We start from the raw sequence: 17,373 nt of genomic DNA on the forward strand, positions 1-17,373 counted from the left end.
TTATATCAGGACTAGTCATCTAGTTTGGATTATCGTCTATCAATACACTATCCGGCCAGGCATGCACCACCGCTTTAATCAGGGTAGCAAGTGGAATTGCGAAGAAGACTCCCCAGAACCCCCACAGACCGCCAAAAATAACCACAGACAAAATGATAACTAATGGATGCAGGTTAACCGCTTCGGAAAATAATACCGGCACCAACAGATTGCCGTCTAATGCCTGAATAATTAAATACACGGCGAACAGCGTCCAGAACTCCGGCCCTACTCCAAACTGGAATAACGCCACGCACACTACCGGGATTGTCACGACAAACGCGCCAATATATGGAATCAGCACAGAGAATCCGACCAGTACCGCCAGCAGCAGAGAGTAGTTCAGGCCAAAAATCACAAAACCAATATAGGTCACCACACCCACAACCAGCATTTCCAGAACTTTGCCGCGAATGTAGTTCGTAATTTGCTGATTCATCTCCAGCCATACCTGACCCGCAAGCCCACGGTTTCGTGGTAAAACCCGGCGCACGGCATTAAGCATCTGTTCTTTGTCTTTGACGAGGAAGAACACCATCAGCGGCACTAACACCAGATAAATGGCCAGCGTTAACAGCCCAACTAATGAAGCCAGTGAATATTTCACCACTTGATCGCCCATCCCCATCATGCGCCCACGCATGTTCTCGGCGATGGCATCAATGATGCCTGCATCAACCAGTGCCGGGTAACGTCTTGGCAGAGTGGCAGCATAATCAGAGAGTTTATTCAGCATTCCCGGCATATCACGAATCAGATAGATACCCTGCTGCCAGGCAACTGGCGCAACTACCAGCACCATCAACAGCAAAATGCCGACAAACAGCACTAATACAATCGTTGCAGCCCAGGTTCGGGAACATCCAACACGCTGAAGCCGTGCGGTTGGCCACTCCAGTAAATAAGCCAGCACAATCGCCACCAACAGCGGCGCTAACAGTCCGTGGAAGAAGAACAGAATAACAAATCCTGCAACCAGAATGACTAGCAGTGCGATAGCCTCCGGATCGCTAAACCGTCGTCGATACCACTGCAACAACATTTCAAGCATACATCCCTTCCCTGACAGTATTGTGCGAGGAGAGATTGTATCTAAATGTCACTGTAAAGACTTTGCTTTTTATCTCTGTTCAATGGCGGTTTAAAATTGTCACAGATAAGATAGGTCTCAGTCATGCGGTGGGCTACAGTTCATCTTTGTATGCGAACAAATTCACGTAATACATGTCGAAGATTAACTTTGATTAAACAGGACAGGACGTATGTTCAAGCAGTTGAAAAAATCGCTGGTTGCAACACTGATGGCAGCTTTGCTTGCGGGTCCAGTAACTCCAGCCTTTGCGGACGTTAGCGACCAACTGCCAGATATGGGAACTTCAGCAGGAAATACTCTGTCAATTGGCCAGGAAATGCAGATGGGCGACTATTATGTTCGCCAGCTGCGAGGCAGTGCCCCATTAATCAATGACCCTTTGCTCGTGCAATACATCAACAAACTGGGTATGCGTCTGGTTAGCCATGCCAACTCAGTTAAAACCCCCTTCCATTTCTTTCTGATTAATAACGACGAAATCAACGCCTTTGCTTTCTTTGGTGGCAACGTGGTGCTGCACTCAGCGCTATTTCGTTATGCCGATAATGAAAGCCAACTTGCCTCGGTTATGGCGCACGAAATCTCTCACGTCACCCAACGTCACCTGGCGCGAGCCATGGAAGATCAGAAAAAAAATGCCCCGCTAACCTGGGTGGGTGCGTTAGGTTCTATTTTACTGGCAATGGCCAGCCCACAAGCGGGTATGGCGGCGTTAAGCGGAACACTCGCCGGTACACAACAGGGCATGATCAGCTTCACGCAACAAAACGAGCAGGAAGCGGACCGCATCGGTATTCAGGTGTTACAGCGATCCGGTTTCGATCCACAAGCGATGCCAACCTTCCTTGAGAAACTACTCGACCAATCGCGTTATTCATCTCGCCCACCAGAAATTTTGCTTACCCACCCATTGCCTGAAAGCCGTTTGGCAGATGCACGCAACCGAGCCAACCAAATGCGACCGGTGGTGACGCAATCTTCAGAAGATTTTTACATGGCTAAAGCCCGTACTTTAGGTATGTATAACTCCGGACGTAACCAACTAACCAGTGATTTACTGGATAGCTGGTCGAAGGGAAATATTCGCGAACAGCACGCGGCGACATATGGTCGTGCGCTTCAGGCGATGGGCGGTAATAAATGGGATGAGGCCCGTAAGCTTTTACAACCACTGCTTACCGCACAACCTACAAATGCCTGGTATCTCGATTTATCTACCGATATTGACCTAGGGCAAAATAAATTTGCAGACGCTATCAATCGACTGAAAAACGCGCCTGATTTGAAACAGAATCCAGTGTTACAGCTTAACCTTGCCAACGCCTATGTTCAGGCAAAACAACCGGAGCAGGCGGCAGCAATTCTCAATCGTTATACCTTCGCTCACCCTGATGATAGCAACGCCTGGGATTTGTTAGCACAAACAGAGGCAGATTTAGGCAATCGTGATCAAGAGCTCGCTGCACGCGCTGAGGTTATGGCTCTCGTTGGACGCCTGGATCAGGCAATTTCTTTGCTCAGTAGCGCCAGCGCTCAGGTGAAATTGGGTAGCTTGCAGCAAGCGCGTTATGATGCGCGAATCGATCAGTTCCGCGATTTGCAAAAACGCTTCCTTCCGTATTCTAAGATGTAACAGGAGTTACGATGTCTACAGCCGTTTCTATTTACCACAATCCGCGCTGCTCTAAGAGCCGTGAAACGTTAAGCCTGCTAAAAGCGAATGGCGTAGAACCCGAAGTGGTGTTGTATCTGGAAACGCCTCCAGATGCTAAAACCATCAAAACGTTGTTGAGCCAATTAGGTTTTGCCAGCGCACGCGAGTTAATGCGTCAGAAAGAGGATTTGTACAAGGAGTTAAATCTGGCAGACAGCACAGTAAGCGAAGAGCAATTGATTAAGGCGATGGTCGATAATCCGAAGCTGATTGAGCGTCCGATCGTGTTGGCTAATGGCCAGGCTCGTATTGGCCGCCCGCCTGAGTCGGTGTTAGAAATTTTGTAGTGGTAATGGCGGATGCCGCACTGCGTATCCGCCAAACGAATTAAAGACTCAGAATCTCTTTAACAAACGGGATCGTCAGTTTACGTTGCGCCGTGATAGAAGCATGATCCAGCTGATCGAGCGTCATAAACAGCGTACGCATTTCGCGATCCAGACGTTTTAACAGGAAGCGGCCCACATCTTCTGGCAGCTCAAAACCACGCAGTCGTGAACGCAGTTGCAGGGCCTGAAGTTTGTCTTCATCGGAAAGCGGTTGCAACTTATAGATTTGGCCCCAGTCAAGGCGCGATGCGAGGTCGGGAAGTTGCAAATTGAGCTGGCGCGGAGGACGATCGCCGGTAATCAACAGACGGGTTTTTCCTGATTCAAGAATGCGGTTATAGAGATTAAAAATCGCCATTTCCCACAGTTCGTCGCCCGCTACACATTCGATATTGTCAATACACACAAGCGAAAGCTGTTCCATACCGTCCAATACTTCCGGGACAAACCAGGTGCGCTTATCAAGCGGCACGTAGCCAACAGCTTCGCCACGTTGTGACAGTTCCGCACAGGCGGCATGCAGCAAATGGCTGCGCCCTCCTCCTTCTCGCGACCAGAAATAGATATATCCGCTGTGATCCTGACGGAGCACGGACTGGAGTGCGGCGAGTAAAGAAGGGTTATCACCCGGCCAGAAACTCGCAAAAGTTTCGTCATCAGGCAAATAGAGTGGCAGTGATAGCTGTGCCGGCGTATTCAGAATTACCTCAACCATAACAGGCAGAAAAACGCAGAGAGTCTAACACAGAAATGAGGATCAATAGAACCGGGCGAACGCGCCGCCCGGCTTGAGGAAAAACTACGATTTTACGTCGTTTTCTTCAGCATCCAGCACCACTTCTTCCGGGCGCAGCACGCTGATAAGTTTGAAGATCAGACTCAGGCTCACACCAACGACTGTCGCCAGCGCCATACCTTTGAGCTCAGCCGCGCCAATGTGCACTTTTGCGCCACTCACACCGATAATCAGGATGACTGAGGTCAGAATCAAGTTTTGCGTTTTGTTGTAATCGACTTTTGACTCGATCAACACGCGAATACCGGATGCACCGATCACGCCATACAGCAGCAAGGAAACGCCACCAATCACCGGAACCGGGATGATCTGGATCGCCGCCGCCAGTTTGCCAACGCAAGAAAGCAGAATCGCCAGAATCGCCGCGCCTCCAATAACCCATGTGGAATAGACACGAGTAATGGCCATAACGCCGATATTCTCACCATAAGTGGTGTTTGGTGTCGAACCAAAGAAGCCGGAGAAAATCGTCGAAATACCGTTGGCGAACATTGAACGATGCAGGCCAGGGTCGCGAATCAAATCTTTCTTCACGATATTAGCCGTGACGACCAGGTGACCCACATGTTCCGCAATCACTACCAGTGCTGCAGGCAGAATAGTGAAGATCGCAAACCACTCGAAACGCGGGGTGTAGAAGGTCGGCAGTGCGAACCAGTGCGCGTTAATAATTGGCGTCACATCGACCACGCCCATGGCGAAGGAGAGTGCATAACCCGCCAGAACACCGATAAGAATCGGGATAATCGCCAGGAAGCCACGGAACAAAACGGAACCAAAGATGGTTACCCCAAGCGTCACCAGCGAAATAATGATTGTGGTTGAGTCAGGAGAAGTGCCATCAGCAGGTAGAAGACCGGCCATATTTGCAGCCACACCCGCCAGTTCAAGACCGATAACGGCCACAATCGCGCCCATCGCCGCTGGAGGAAACATCACATCCAGCCAGCCAGTACCGGCTTTTTTAACAATCAGAGCCACAATACAGAACAACACGCCGCACATGATAAACCCGCCCAGCGCCACTTCATAACCCAGCGGCAGGAGCAGGAGCACTGGCGAAATAAACGCAAAGCTAGAACCGAGATACGCCGGGATTTTACCTTTGCAGATAAAGAGATACAGCAGCGTCCCAATCCCGTTAAACAGCAGCACCGTCGCCGGGTTAATGTGGAACAAGATCGGCACCAGAACGGTGGCACCAAACATGGCGAACAGGTGTTGCAGACTTAACGGTATCGTTTGCAACAAGGGTGGTCTTTCACTCACCCCAATGGCGCGGCGTGTCATGTTGTTTTCCTCAGAATATTATTTTTAGAACAAACGGATCGAACAAATCAAAAAAAAGCCGACTATCGAAGTCGGCTCACTTTATTATTTAGTACCAAATATCTTATCGCCCGCATCGCCGAGCCCCGGAATAATGTACCCGTGCTCATTCAGACCCTGATCGATAGAAGCGGTGAACAGCTCTACGTCCGGGTGCGCTTTTTCCAGCGCTGCGATACCTTCTGGTGCTGCGACCAGAACCAACACTTTAATGCTGGTACAGCCGGCGTTTTTCAGCAGGTCGATGGTTGCGATCATAGAACCGCCTGTTGCCAGCATAGGGTCAACCACCAGCGCCATACGTTCTTCAATGTTAGAAACCAGTTTCTGGAAGTAAGGAACTGGCTCCAGGGTTTCTTCGTTACGGTAGATACCCACAACGCTGATACGCGCGCTTGGAACGTTTTCCAGCACACCTTCCATCATGCCCAGGCCTGCGCGCAGGATTGGCACAACGGTAATTTTCTTGCCTTTAATCTGATCGATCTCTACCGGGCCGTTCCAGCCTTCGATAGTGACTTTTTCAGTTTCCAGATCCGCCGTGGCTTCGTAAGTCAGCAAGCTGCCAACTTCTGAGGCGAGTTCACGAAAGCGTTTGGTACTAATGTCGTTCTCACGCATCAGGCCCAGCTTGTGTTTGACGAGTGGGTGTTTGACTTCCACGATCTTCATACTCTTTCTCCCCGAGATAGTTGGCCACCATAAAAAAAATCGCCGGATTATACCGCTTTTTTAACACCGCGCCACCGCTTCGAGATCAAGTTGGGTGAAATGAGTATAGATTGATAATAATTACATCCCTCTGAACAAGAGGCTCGCAAACGTTTGCCTGCACTGTTAGAATTGCGGCGTTTTTTATTTCTAACCCATCCGCGGGGACTAAGCAGTGACCGACAAAACCTCTCTTAGCTATAAAGATGCCGGTGTTGATATTGATGCTGGTAACGCTCTGGTCGATAAAATCAAAGGTGTAGTGAAAAAGACTCGCCGCCCGGAAGTCATGGGTGGGCTGGGTGGTTTCGGTGCGTTGTGCGCGTTACCTCAAAAGTATCGTGAGCCTGTGCTGGTTTCCGGCACCGACGGTGTGGGTACTAAATTACGTCTGGCGATGGATTTAAAGCGCCACGACACTATCGGTATTGATCTGGTTGCGATGTGTGTGAATGACCTGATTGTTCAGGGTGCTGAGCCGCTGTTTTTCCTTGATTATTATGCAACTGGCAAACTTGAAGTCGATACTGCTGCGAGCGTTATTTCCGGTATTGCCGAAGGTTGTCTACAATCTGGCTGTGCATTAGTTGGCGGTGAAACGGCTGAAATGCCGGGCATGTACCATGGCGAAGATTACGACGTTGCTGGCTTCTGTGTTGGCGTGGTTGAAAAATCTGAAATCATCGATGGCTCTAAAGTAACCGACGGCGATGTTTTGATTGCTCTGGCGTCTAGCGGACCGCATTCGAACGGTTATTCTCTGGTACGTAAAGTACTGGAAGTGAGCGGTACTGACCCTCTGACCACTGAGCTGGAAGGCAAACCGCTGGCCGATCATTTACTGGAACCGACGCGCATTTATGTGAAGCCGATTCTGGAACTGATTGAAAATGTTGACGTTCATGCGATTGCACACCTGACTGGCGGTGGTTTCTGGGAAAATATCCCACGCGTTCTACCAGACAACACGCAGGCTATTATTGCTGAATCTTCATGGCAGTGGCCTGCGGTATTCAACTGGTTGCAAAAAGCCGGGAATATCAGCCGTCACGAAATGTACCGCACCTTTAACTGCGGTGTCGGCATGCTGATTGCCCTGCCTGCGTCAGAAGCTGATAAAGCGATAGAATTTTTGAATGCAAAAGGTGAAAACGCCTGGAAAATCGGTAGTATCAAAGCTTCTGATTCCTCCGAACGCGTGGTTATTGAGTAATGAGACGTATAGTGGTGCTAATTTCCGGCAACGGAAGCAATCTTCAGGCAATTATTGATGCCTGTAAGCTTAAAAAGATTAATGCCACCGTGGCGGCTGTATTCAGTAATAAAACCGATGCTTTTGGTCTTGAACGAGCGCGTGCTGCGGAAATTCCTGCTCACGCGTTAACGGCTAGCCAGTTCGCCGACCGTGCAGCGTTCGATCGCGAGCTAATGCTTGAGATCGATGCCTACGCGCCGGATTTGGTGGTGCTGGCAGGTTATATGCGCATTCTTAGCTCGGAGTTTGTCGGCCATTACGCAGGGCGACTGATCAATATCCACCCTTCTCTGCTGCCAAAATATCCTGGCCTGAATACTCATAGCCAGGTGTTGGAAAATGGCGACGAAGTGCATGGAACATCCGTGCATTTTGTCACTGAGGAGCTGGATGGTGGGCCGGTTATTCTTCAGGCCAAAGTACCGGTGTTTGAAGGTGATGACGAAGAAGACATTACCGCCCGCGTGCAGAATCAGGAACACGCTATTTATCCGTTAGTTGTCTCCTGGTTTATCGAAGGACGCCTGCAAATGCGTGAAAATAGCGCCTGGCTGGATGGCAACAAACTGCCACCGCAGGGCCATGCCGCAGACGAATAAAACTAAGGGGCTACGGCCCCTTTTTCACGCCTCCGCCCTACAACGCTAACTAAACTTCATCACGATTTGTCATACTTTACGGCCATCGTTGGACATTCCACGGCAAAGCTCGCCATAATGACAGACGTGACGGCATTTTAACGTCCACGAAAACGGAGTGTGAGGGCTAATGGGTCAGGATAAGCTGTATATCGAAAAAGAACTGAGCTGGTTGTCTTTTAATGAACGTGTTCTTCAGGAAGCAGCGGACAAAATTAACCCGCTGATTGAGAGAATGCGTTTTCTCGGCATCTATTCGAATAACCTTGATGAATTTTACAAAGTTCGTTTCGCCGAGCTAAAACGGCGCATTCTGATCAGCGAAGAACAAGGTACGGCTCCTAACTCGCGCCATTTACTCAACAAAATTCAGGCACGTGTTCTAAAAGCCGATCAAGAGTTTGATGGGCTGTATAACGATCTGCTGCTGGAAATGGCGCGTAATCAAATCTTCTTGATCAATGAACGCCAGCTTTCCCCAAATCAGCAAAACTGGCTGCGACACTACTTTAAACACTATTTGCGCCAGCACATCACACCGATCCTGATTAACCACGACACCGATCTGGTGCAGTTTCTTAAAGATGACTACACCTACCTTGCGGTAGAGATCATTCGTGGCGATGACATCCGTTACGCGCTGTTGGAAATCCCGTCCGATAAAGTGCCACGCTTCGTAAACCTTCCGCCGGAAGCACCGCGCCGCCGCAAGCCAATGATCCTATTGGATAACATTCTGCGTTACTGCCTGGATGATATTTTCAAAGGTTTCTTCGATTACGATTCGTTGAACGCCTACTCAATGAAAATGACGCGTGACGCGGAATACGATCTGGTCACGGAAATGGAATCGAGCTTGCTGGAACTGATGTCATCAAGCCTGAAACAACGTTTGACTGCCGAGCCTGTACGTTTTGTATATCAACGTGATATGCCTGATGCGATGGTTGAAATGCTGCGTAACAAGCTGACTATCACCAATTACGATTCCATTGTACCAGGTGGTCGTTACCATAACTTTAAAGATTTCATTAACTTCCCGAACGTCGGCAAAGCCAATTTAGTAAACAAACCACTGCCGCGCCTGCGCCACATCTGGTTTGATAAATTCCGTAACGGCTTTGATGCGATACGTAATCGTGACGTGCTGCTCTACTATCCATATCACACTTTTGAGCACGTACTAGAATTGCTGCGCCAGGCGTCATTCGACCCAAGCGTGCTGGCGATTAAAATCAATATTTATCGCGTGGCAAAAGACTCGCGCATTATTGAGTCAATGATCCACGCCGCGCACAATGGCAAGAAAGTCACCGTGGTGGTTGAGCTGCAAGCGCGCTTTGACGAAGAGGCCAATATTCATTGGGCCAAACGCCTGACTGAAGCGGGCGTACACGTTATTTTCTCAGCGCCAGGTCTGAAAATTCACGCCAAGCTGTTCCTGATTTCCCGTAAAGAAGGTGAAGAGGTGGTGCGTTATGCCCACATCGGTACCGGTAACTTTAACGAGAAAACCGCACGTCTTTATACTGACTATTCGTTACTGACCTGCGATGCGCGCATCACCAACGAAGTTCGCCGCGTATTTAACTTTATCGAAAACCCTTATCGTCCAGTGACGTTCGAACATCTGATGGTGTCACCACAGAACTCGCGCCGCCTGCTCTACGATTTGGTCGATAAAGAAATTGCTAACGCGCAAAACGGCGAGCCGTCTGGCATCACGCTGAAACTGAACAACCTGGTTGATAAAGGGCTGGTTGACCGCCTGTATGCGGCGTCAAGCTCAGGTGTAAAAGTTAATCTGCTAATCCGTGGCATGTGCTCGCTTATCCCCAATCTGGACGGTATCAGCGACAATATTCGCGTAATTAGTATCGTAGACCGCTATCTCGAACATGACCGCGTGTATGTGTTTGAAAATGGCGGCGACAAAAAAGTGTATCTCTCTTCTGCCGACTGGATGACGCGCAACATTGATTACCGCATCGAGGTAGCCGTCGCTATTCTTGACCCGCGCCTGAAGCAACGGGTGCTGGATATCATCGAAATATTGTTCAGTGATACGGTAAAAGCACGCTACATCGACAAAGAACTAAGTAATCGCTATGTGCCACGCGGCAACCGCCGTAAGGTACGCTCGCAACTGGCGATTTACGATTACATTAAATCTCTTGAACAACCTGAATAACGCCCTATGTCGACTATAAAACTATGTTGATGACAAAAACATGCCGATAAAAAAACATGCTCCACGACCGCAAGAATTCGCAGCGGTAGACCTTGGCTCGAACAGTTTCCACATGGTTATCGCACGTGTTGTAGATGGCGCGATGCAAATCATTGGTCGTCTGAAACAACGTGTCCATTTGGCCGATGGTCTGAATGCTGAAAACGAGTTAAGCGAAGAAGCGATGGAACGTGGGCTATCGTGCCTTGCGTTATTTGCTGAACGTCTTCAGGGGTTCTCTGCGGAAAACGTCTGTATCGTGGGTACTCACAGTTTACGCCAGGCCGTAAACGCCGAAGAGTTCCTTAAACGCGCCGAACAGGTTATCCCCTACCCAATTGAAATTATCTCCGGTAATGAAGAAGCGCGTCTGATTTTTATGGGTGTAGAACATACCCAGCCGGAAAAAGGCCGCAAGCTGGTTATTGATATTGGTGGTGGCTCAACCGAACTGGTGATTGGTGAGGATTTTGAGCCGATGCTGGTCGAAAGCCGCCGCATGGGTTGTGTGAGCTTCGCACAAAACTTTTTCCCAAAAGGGAATATCACCCCAGAAAACTTCAAACGCGCACGCCTTGCAGCAGTGCAGAAGCTGGAAAACCTCTCCTGGCAGTATCGCTTACAGGGCTGGAATGTGGCGATGGGAGCCTCTGGCACTATCAAAGCGGCTCATGAAGTGCTGGTAAATATGGGCGAAAAGGACGGGATTATCACCCCTGAACGCCTGGAAATGCTGCGTGACGAAGTTCTGAAGTACAAATCCTTCAACGCCATGAGCTTGCCAGGATTGTCGGAAGAACGTAAAGCCGTATTTGTTCCCGGCCTTGCGATTCTGTGCGGCGTTTTCGACTCGCTGGCAATTCGAGAATTACGTCTGTCTGACGGAGCTCTGCGCGAAGGTGTGCTGTATGAAATGGAGGGCCGTTTCCGCCACCAGGACATACGCATCCGCACAGCGCAAAGTTTGGCAAACCAGTACAATATCGACAGCGATCAGGCTAAACGCGTACTGACAACCACTGAGCATATCTACCAACAGTGGGAAGTACAAAACCCGAAACAAGCTAACCCGCAAATGGCAGCGCTATTGAAATGGTCAGCGATGTTGCACGAAGTTGGACTCAATATTAACCATAGCGGGTTACACCGCCACTCGGCTTATATCCTCCAACACAGCAACTTGCCTGGCTTTAATCAAGAGCAACAGATGCTCATCGCTTCGCTGGTACGTTATCATCGCAAAGCAGTAAAAATTGATGACCTGCCACGATTTACGCTATTTAAGAAAAAGCAGTTCCTACCGCTAATTCAAATTCTACGCCTGGGCGTGTTACTGAATAATCAACGTCAGGCAACAACTACACCGCCAACATTGGTGCTGGAAACTGACGAGCACCAATGGACACTGCGTTTCCCACATGACTGGTTCAGCCTGAACACTTTGGTATTGCTCGATTTAGAACGTGAACAGCAATACTGGGATAACACACCTGGCTGGAAGCTTAAGATTGAAGAAGAAGCTAGCCCGGATACCACCACCTGATTATTTACACAACCAAACGCCCATCAGGGCGTTTGGTTACTGGGTATCTCGATTTTCCTGAATGACAAGCTTCTCGAGCAGAAGTGGCCGCCCAACCAAATACCCCTGGATATAATCAATCCCCAGGCTTTGCACGGCTGCTTTGACTTCCTCGCTTTCAACATATTCAGCAACCAACTGCATCTTTTTCATCCGCGCTAATTGGCAGATTGAGTGAACAATTTGATAATCCAGACTACTGGTCAGTACATTGCGGATAAAACTACCATCAATTTTCAGGATATCCGCGCTAATATCTTTCAGGCGCGCATAGCTGGCATACCCCGTACCAAAATCATCAATCGCAATCCGACAGCCCATATTTTGCAACATAGTCAAAGTCGCATTAGCCTGCTCAAGATTGGTTAATGAGTTGCTTTCGGTGACTTCGAAAATAAGCTGCCAGGGTTCAATTTTATAACGTTCCAGCAGACGTTTCACTTCATTCGCAAACTGCAAACGCCCAACAGAAGCAGGGGTCAGGTTAATGGAGAAACGGCTACCAGGAAGCTGGCTCCGATATTTATTCATAAACTCAAGCGTCGCTTCTAATACCCATTTATCGATTTTAGAAGACAAGCCAAATTCATGTGCCACCGGCAAAAACGCATCGGGCATAAACATCGCATCCCCTTCGTTATCCCCTTTCATTCGCAGCAAGATTTCATGATACGAGTCGCCACGAATCCCTTCGATACGTTGCGCCATCAAGATGAAATTTCCAGAATCAATGGCGACTTGTAAGCGATTCATCATCGCCACTTTCTTTCTCACCGCATTCTGCACATGGTTGGTGCCTTGCTGCTGCAAGCTTTCGGGCTTTGATGTCGAAAGCGACAAATCAGCCATGGTGCTGAGCTCACCTAGCAGGAAATAAATATGGGTGACAGGTTGGCGTACATAACAAAAACTGATGCCGACTTGTGGCTGCATCGGCATACCATCCCACATAAAGCGGAACTGCTTAACACGATGGTCAAGGGCGTCGATACGCTCATGATAAGAGTCATAGTTCAACCGAACAGCCAGCTCATGGCCAGACAAGTGATAGACACGTTCGTTAGGGGCTAATATCAGATGCAGATATTCATTGAGCTGCTGTTTGTATTGAATGCGGAGTTGTACTCCGTAATTACGACCTAAAAGCTCAAGTTCGGGCACACGTAGAAAAGCCAGCGCTGAACAAGGATAACGAGATAAGTCGCGGTTAAGCGCGCGCAAATTTGGCATTTGAACAATGGGATCGATAAAAGCAACACGACGCGCTTTGCTATGCAAAAAACGCTGGCGTGTGGTGACAACTGCCATCAAATAGATGGTGATAGAAAACACAGCATAACAGGATGAAGCTATTGCCAGATGGAGCTGAAAGCCCATATATGGTGGCAAATAGTTATGAAAACCGCTGCACAGGATCGTAAGTATCACCGTCCAGCACGTGGTGATAAACAGAAAACCAAAGCGCATCGCGCCCCATAACATTAGCGGCAGGATCAGCGTTAATGTGTAATCCGTTGTGAAAATGGTGCTGAAATCATTGAAGGGTACTAACAGCAGGCTAACCAGAACGACGACCAAAACAGCCCATAGCGTAATCTCAACTTTAGTCACACCCGACTGTATTTGAGCCTTCATCCGCGAGAAAAATGAAAAAATAAAACGCGGATTTCGAAACATACGAATGACGAAATAAAAGAAAGGCATCCCCGTCAAACAGCCAATCAGCACTGCCTGAAAATTAATTAATGTCCGGGTATGGAGAGGGTTTTCAGCTCCGATATTGTTGGACACATCATACCAACCAAAGAAAACCCCTATCTGGTAGATAACTAAAAACGTTGCAGCATTAACTAACACCAACCACAACATGCGTTGAGCTGTAAATTTGATCGCACCAAACATTACTGAGCTACGCCGTGGAACGAAAATACGGTAGCCACCCCAGCTAATCGTGATAGGGACGATAAAGTGAACTATTGCCAGTAATGCAGCAACTTCGCCTTTTAGGGGGACATATCGGAGGAGCAACGCAACAATAATTCCCGGAAGTGCAGCCCAACCGAAAATCAGCATAAACGCAGTCATTAAACCAAGTGGCATATAGACGAGGAAGACGCGCCCTCCGTCCATAATGGTATTAGCATTACACCATGCAGCTATAGGAAGCAGCAGACTCGGCAGCACCAGAGGAAGTGCCCACCATTGATTTTTATATTTGTTATACCAGCTTACCAAATGCATTAGTTATCGCCAAAAACCCTGTCGTCCAGCTCGGGTAAGTTTCAAACAGGCTTCCAACCTGGTCGATAAAACCATATCACTATGGAATAGAGTGCAGATTCTAGTTAGGGATTGACTTACGAAGATGATCTAAATCAATTTCTTGATGGAGATTAAAGTACAAGAGTGAATAATTCAAAAAAATAACTGTATACATACTAATCAACTAATATTAAGAAATGTTTATATAACAGGGATAAATGATTTAGTGTGTTCTTCACCGATGACCCGGAATTGACCTTGGGGCATCACTGTGTATAAATATCCCCGTCGCCCGCAGTTGACGGGTAAACATCAAGGATCATTTGCGTGACACAGGTTACGAGTATGCGAAGACGACATAAGTTTAACAATCGTATGACCCGCATTATTCTGCTCATCAGTTTTCTCTTCCTTTTTGGCCGTTTTGTCTATTCTGCCATCGGTGCCTGGTATCATCATCAGGACAAAGTAGAAGCACAGCAAAGCAGCCTGTCAGTGGATAGCACTAACCGGTAACGCCTTCTTTTAACTAAAAATTATTGCACTGACAACCGCCAGTGGGATTTTTCACGCCTATTGATCGGCCGATTTATTCATTATCCAACCAGTTGATGAAAAATTCGCTGAACATGGAAACCTGTAATGGCTGAAAGCGGCGCTGCGGGTAAACAAACTGTAGCCCCACCTGTTTTTTGTCGTGTCGACTGAAGCCAATGAAACTGTCTGCCAACAACACCTTCAGTCGCCCTTGTTCCACATCGCGTTTAACATCCCACCAGGATTTACTGGCAATACCGGCTCCGGCCAGCACCCACTGGCGCAAAAGTGCACCGTCGTTGCACACCATGGCAGGCGTAACACGTACACTTCGCGTTTCCCCTTCGACCTCAAAGCGCCACTCATTCATCAACGTTCCACGTCGTTCCATCACCAGGCAGCGATGTTCATCCAGTTCATCTACTGAGACGGGTTCTTGATGCACGGCAAGATATGCGGGCGATGCCACCAGCACACGGTGGTTTTGCCGAATGACTTTCGTTACCAGATTGCTATCGGGCAGGTTACCAAAGCGAATGCTCATATCGAGCCGCAAGGAAATCAGATCCACCACATCTTCACTGAGATACAGCGAACTTTTAACTTCCGGGTGTATGCGGGAAAAATCGAGTAATGCAGGTGATAAATACTGACGCCCGAAATCAGACGGTGCGGCAATGCGTAGCGTCCCACTCAGAATACCCTCTTTCTGCATCAGTTTCGATTCGGCCAGTTCCACCTCCTCAAGTACACGCAGAGCGGCGTAGTAAAACTCCTCGCCGCTACGTGTTAGCGCAATGGCCCGTGTTGAACGGTTAAAAAATCGCGTCTGGTAGCGTTCCTCTAAAGCTTTCAGTCGTGCAGTCATAGTGGCAGGGGACAAATTCATCCGTCTGCCCGCCGCCGCCAGTCCACCGGCATCAACCACAGCAACCAGCAGGGTCATATCTTCGAGCTTTCCCATTATTCCAATTTCCTGAATAGACAATCAGATTTCAATGCCATTATCAAAACTAAACCTCGGATGTAAAGTCAAGGCATCATAATTATCCCGGAGTTGAATAAATGAAATCACGTCACCTGTTTGAGACCTCTCGTGTAGGGTCAGTTGAAACCCGTAGCCGTATTGTTATGGCACCGATGACACGTTCTCGCTCCGCGCAGCCGGGCAATATCCCTACTGCGATGATGGCCCAATATTACCAACAACGTGCAAGTGCCGGGCTTATCATTACCGAAGCGACGCAAATTTCGCCACAGGGTCAGGGCTATTCCTGGACGCCAGGCATTCACTCGCAAGAGCAGATTAATGGTTGGCGTCAGGTTACGGATGCGGTTCATCAGGTGGGTGGGAAAATCTTCTCGCAACTGTGGCACGTTGGGCGCATGTCCCATGAAAGTTTTCACCCTGATGGCAAGCCAGTTGCACCTTCGGCACTGTCGCCGGATGCACAAGTTTGGGTCGTAGGCGAGGACGGTGTGGGCCGAATGGTGGACTGCCCCATTCCGCGCGAATTAACGCACGACGATATTTACAAGATTATTGCTGATTATCGCCAGGCGGCACTCAATGCCATTGATGCCGGTTTCGATGGTGTAGAAGTTCATGGTGGCAACGGATATTTGATCGACCAGTTCCTGCGTCGCAGCTCCAACAAACGCACCGACGAATACGGCGGTAGCCTGGCAAACCGCGTGCGTTTTGCACAAAAAGTCCTGGAAGCGATTAGCGATGCCATTGGTGCAGACAAAACCGGTATTCGTTTGGCTCCGTTTATTACCCAACGTGGAATGGACGACCCGCAAGCTATTGAAGCGATTCTGGCACTGGCGGCCTGGTGTGAGCAAAAAGGCATTGCCTTTATCCACCTTGCGGAAGCCGACTGGGATGATGCACCTCAGGTGCCGTATGAGTTCCGTGAAACACTACGGGCGACTTTCAGGGGCGCCATTATCGTGGCGGGGAATTACACCCAGGAGAAAGCAGAAAAGTATTTGGCAGCAGGAATCGTGGATTTGGTTGCTTTCGGCCGCCCGTTTATTGCCAACCCTGATTTTCCACGCCGCCTTGAGGAAAACTTGCCACTGGCATCTATTAGCAATCACGCGGCATTATTTGGCGGCAAAGATGTGGGTTATACCGACTATCCGGTCTGGTCTTCAGACGAAGTATAAATCCATTGAATATCTGATAACTTGTTTCGCATACCGACGCTGAAAACATAATAAAGGGATCGCTATGAGTCAAAACGATAAACCGAATGCCCAACCACTGGTCTGGGGTCATGGTCCACGTACATTTGAAGTTTTTCTTGAGCCGACCTGCCCCTACTCCGTTCGCGCTTTCAATAAGCTCGGTGCACTGTTGGAAAAAGTGGGTGAAGATAACGTCACGGTGAAAATTCGCTTACAGTCGCAGCCATGGCACATGTTTTCAGGTGTGATTGTGCGCTGTATTCTGGCGGCATCCACACTGCCAGAAGGCCGGGAAGCGGCGCTTAAAGTGATGCAGGCTGTTGCCGATCATCGTGAAGAGTTTGAGTTTGCCGATCATTGTAGCGGCCCAAATATGGATGCTACTCCGCAGCAGATTATTGACCGTATCGAAGGTTATAGCGGTGTGCAGTTGGCGCAAGCATTTGCCCACCCGGCTTTGCAGAATGAGATTAAGTGGCACTGCAAATATGCCCGTCAGAATGGGATACATGTTTCACCAACCTTCATGGTGAATGGACTGGTGCAGGCCGATCTCGGCAGCGGTGATGATATAAGTGTCTGGGCAGAAAGAATTTTAGCTTAAGCTGCGTAAAGAAAAACCCTCTGCAAAATGTGAACTGACCCCATAAAGTTGGACACTC

At 48.8% G+C, this 17,373-nt stretch carries 15 protein-coding genes; 9 read left to right on the forward strand and 6 right to left on the reverse strand.

The window, feature by feature from the left end; translation table 11 throughout:
• Positions 1-19 precede the first annotated feature (19 nt).
• Positions 20-1,090, reverse strand: coding sequence for an AI-2E family transporter (locus M979_RS11835; protein WP_064555045.1), 1,071 nt, complete (start codon positions 1,088-1,090; stop codon positions 20-22).
• A 211-nt stretch (positions 1,091-1,301) separates the two neighbouring features.
• Here M979_RS11835 and bepA point away from each other — a divergent pair, with 211 nt between their 5' ends.
• The gene (gene bepA, locus M979_RS11840) at positions 1,302-2,765 is read left to right on the forward strand and encodes a beta-barrel assembly-enhancing protease (protein ID WP_034459122.1); all 1,464 of its coding nucleotides are present in this window, start codon (positions 1,302-1,304) and stop codon (positions 2,763-2,765) included.
• A gap of 11 nt (positions 2,766-2,776) precedes the next feature.
• Positions 2,777-3,133 carry an arsenate reductase (glutaredoxin) gene (gene arsC / locus M979_RS11845; RefSeq protein WP_064555046.1) on the forward strand — a complete coding sequence of 119 codons (357 nt, stop codon included), beginning with the start codon at positions 2,777-2,779 and terminating at the stop codon, positions 3,131-3,133.
• 40 nt (positions 3,134-3,173) lie between these two features.
• Here the strand turns inward: arsC and M979_RS11850 are convergent, their stop codons facing one another.
• The 3 genes from M979_RS11850 to upp all read right to left on the reverse strand — a co-directional run bounded on the left by M979_RS11850 (position 3,174) and on the right by upp (position 5,972).
• Positions 3,174-3,875: a DnaA inactivator Hda gene (locus M979_RS11850; protein ID WP_226812157.1), complete on the reverse strand. Its 702-nt coding sequence runs from the start codon at positions 3,873-3,875 to the stop codon at positions 3,174-3,176.
• A gap of 99 nt (positions 3,876-3,974) precedes the next feature.
• Positions 3,975-5,261: a uracil permease gene (uraA, locus tag M979_RS11855; protein WP_034459129.1), complete on the reverse strand. Its 1,287-nt coding sequence runs from the start codon at positions 5,259-5,261 to the stop codon at positions 3,975-3,977.
• Between the two features lie 84 nt (positions 5,262-5,345).
• Positions 5,346-5,972 carry a uracil phosphoribosyltransferase gene (upp, locus tag M979_RS11860; RefSeq protein ID WP_034459132.1) on the reverse strand — a complete coding sequence of 209 codons (627 nt, stop codon included), beginning with the start codon at positions 5,970-5,972 and terminating at the stop codon, positions 5,346-5,348.
• Between the two features lie 214 nt (positions 5,973-6,186).
• Here upp and purM point away from each other — a divergent pair, with 214 nt between their 5' ends.
• From purM to ppx, 4 genes are all read left to right on the forward strand, one after another.
• Positions 6,187-7,224: a phosphoribosylformylglycinamidine cyclo-ligase gene (purM, locus tag M979_RS11865; protein ID WP_064555047.1), complete on the forward strand. Its 1,038-nt coding sequence runs from the start codon at positions 6,187-6,189 to the stop codon at positions 7,222-7,224.
• Positions 7,224-7,865: a phosphoribosylglycinamide formyltransferase gene (purN, locus tag M979_RS11870; RefSeq protein ID WP_064555048.1), complete on the forward strand. Its 642-nt coding sequence runs from the start codon at positions 7,224-7,226 to the stop codon at positions 7,863-7,865. Before purM ends, purN begins: the two co-directional genes overlap by 1 nt.
• Before the next feature lie 169 nt (positions 7,866-8,034).
• Positions 8,035-10,095, forward strand: a complete 2,061-nt coding sequence (ppk1, locus tag M979_RS11875) for a polyphosphate kinase 1 (protein WP_034459141.1) — start codon at positions 8,035-8,037, stop codon at positions 10,093-10,095.
• Between the two features lie 40 nt (positions 10,096-10,135).
• The gene (ppx, locus tag M979_RS11880) at positions 10,136-11,677 is read left to right on the forward strand and encodes an exopolyphosphatase (RefSeq protein ID WP_064555049.1); all 1,542 of its coding nucleotides are present in this window, start codon (positions 10,136-10,138) and stop codon (positions 11,675-11,677) included.
• Positions 11,678-11,713: 36 nt separating this feature from the next.
• Here the strand turns inward: ppx and M979_RS11885 are convergent, their stop codons facing one another.
• On the reverse strand, positions 11,714-13,957 hold the full coding sequence (locus M979_RS11885) for a sensor domain-containing phosphodiesterase (protein WP_064555050.1): 2,244 nt from the start codon (positions 13,955-13,957) through the stop codon (positions 11,714-11,716).
• Between the two features lie 348 nt (positions 13,958-14,305).
• Here M979_RS11885 and M979_RS11890 point away from each other — a divergent pair, with 348 nt between their 5' ends.
• Positions 14,306-14,494 carry a YfgG family protein gene (locus M979_RS11890; RefSeq protein WP_072009456.1) on the forward strand — a complete coding sequence of 63 codons (189 nt, stop codon included), beginning with the start codon at positions 14,306-14,308 and terminating at the stop codon, positions 14,492-14,494.
• 73 nt (positions 14,495-14,567) lie between these two features.
• Here M979_RS11890 and M979_RS11895 read toward each other — a convergent pair whose 3' ends face one another.
• Positions 14,568-15,479, reverse strand: a complete 912-nt coding sequence (locus M979_RS11895) for a LysR family transcriptional regulator (protein WP_064555051.1) — start codon at positions 15,477-15,479, stop codon at positions 14,568-14,570.
• 101 nt (positions 15,480-15,580) lie between these two features.
• Between M979_RS11895 and M979_RS11900 the strand changes: the two genes are divergently transcribed.
• Together M979_RS11900 and M979_RS11905 are read left to right on the forward strand one after the other, a co-directional pair.
• Entirely contained in the window at positions 15,581-16,690 is a 1,110-nt protein-coding gene (locus tag M979_RS11900; RefSeq protein WP_064555052.1) for an alkene reductase, read from the forward strand.
• A 64-nt stretch (positions 16,691-16,754) separates the two neighbouring features.
• Positions 16,755-17,315, forward strand: coding sequence for a DsbA family protein (locus tag M979_RS11905; RefSeq protein ID WP_034459157.1), 561 nt, complete (start codon positions 16,755-16,757; stop codon positions 17,313-17,315).
• Positions 17,316-17,373 lie beyond the last annotated feature (58 nt).

It is taken from the genome of Buttiauxella noackiae ATCC 51607 (genome assembly GCF_001654865.1).
GTDB lineage: Bacteria > Pseudomonadota > Gammaproteobacteria > Enterobacterales > Enterobacteriaceae > Buttiauxella > Buttiauxella noackiae.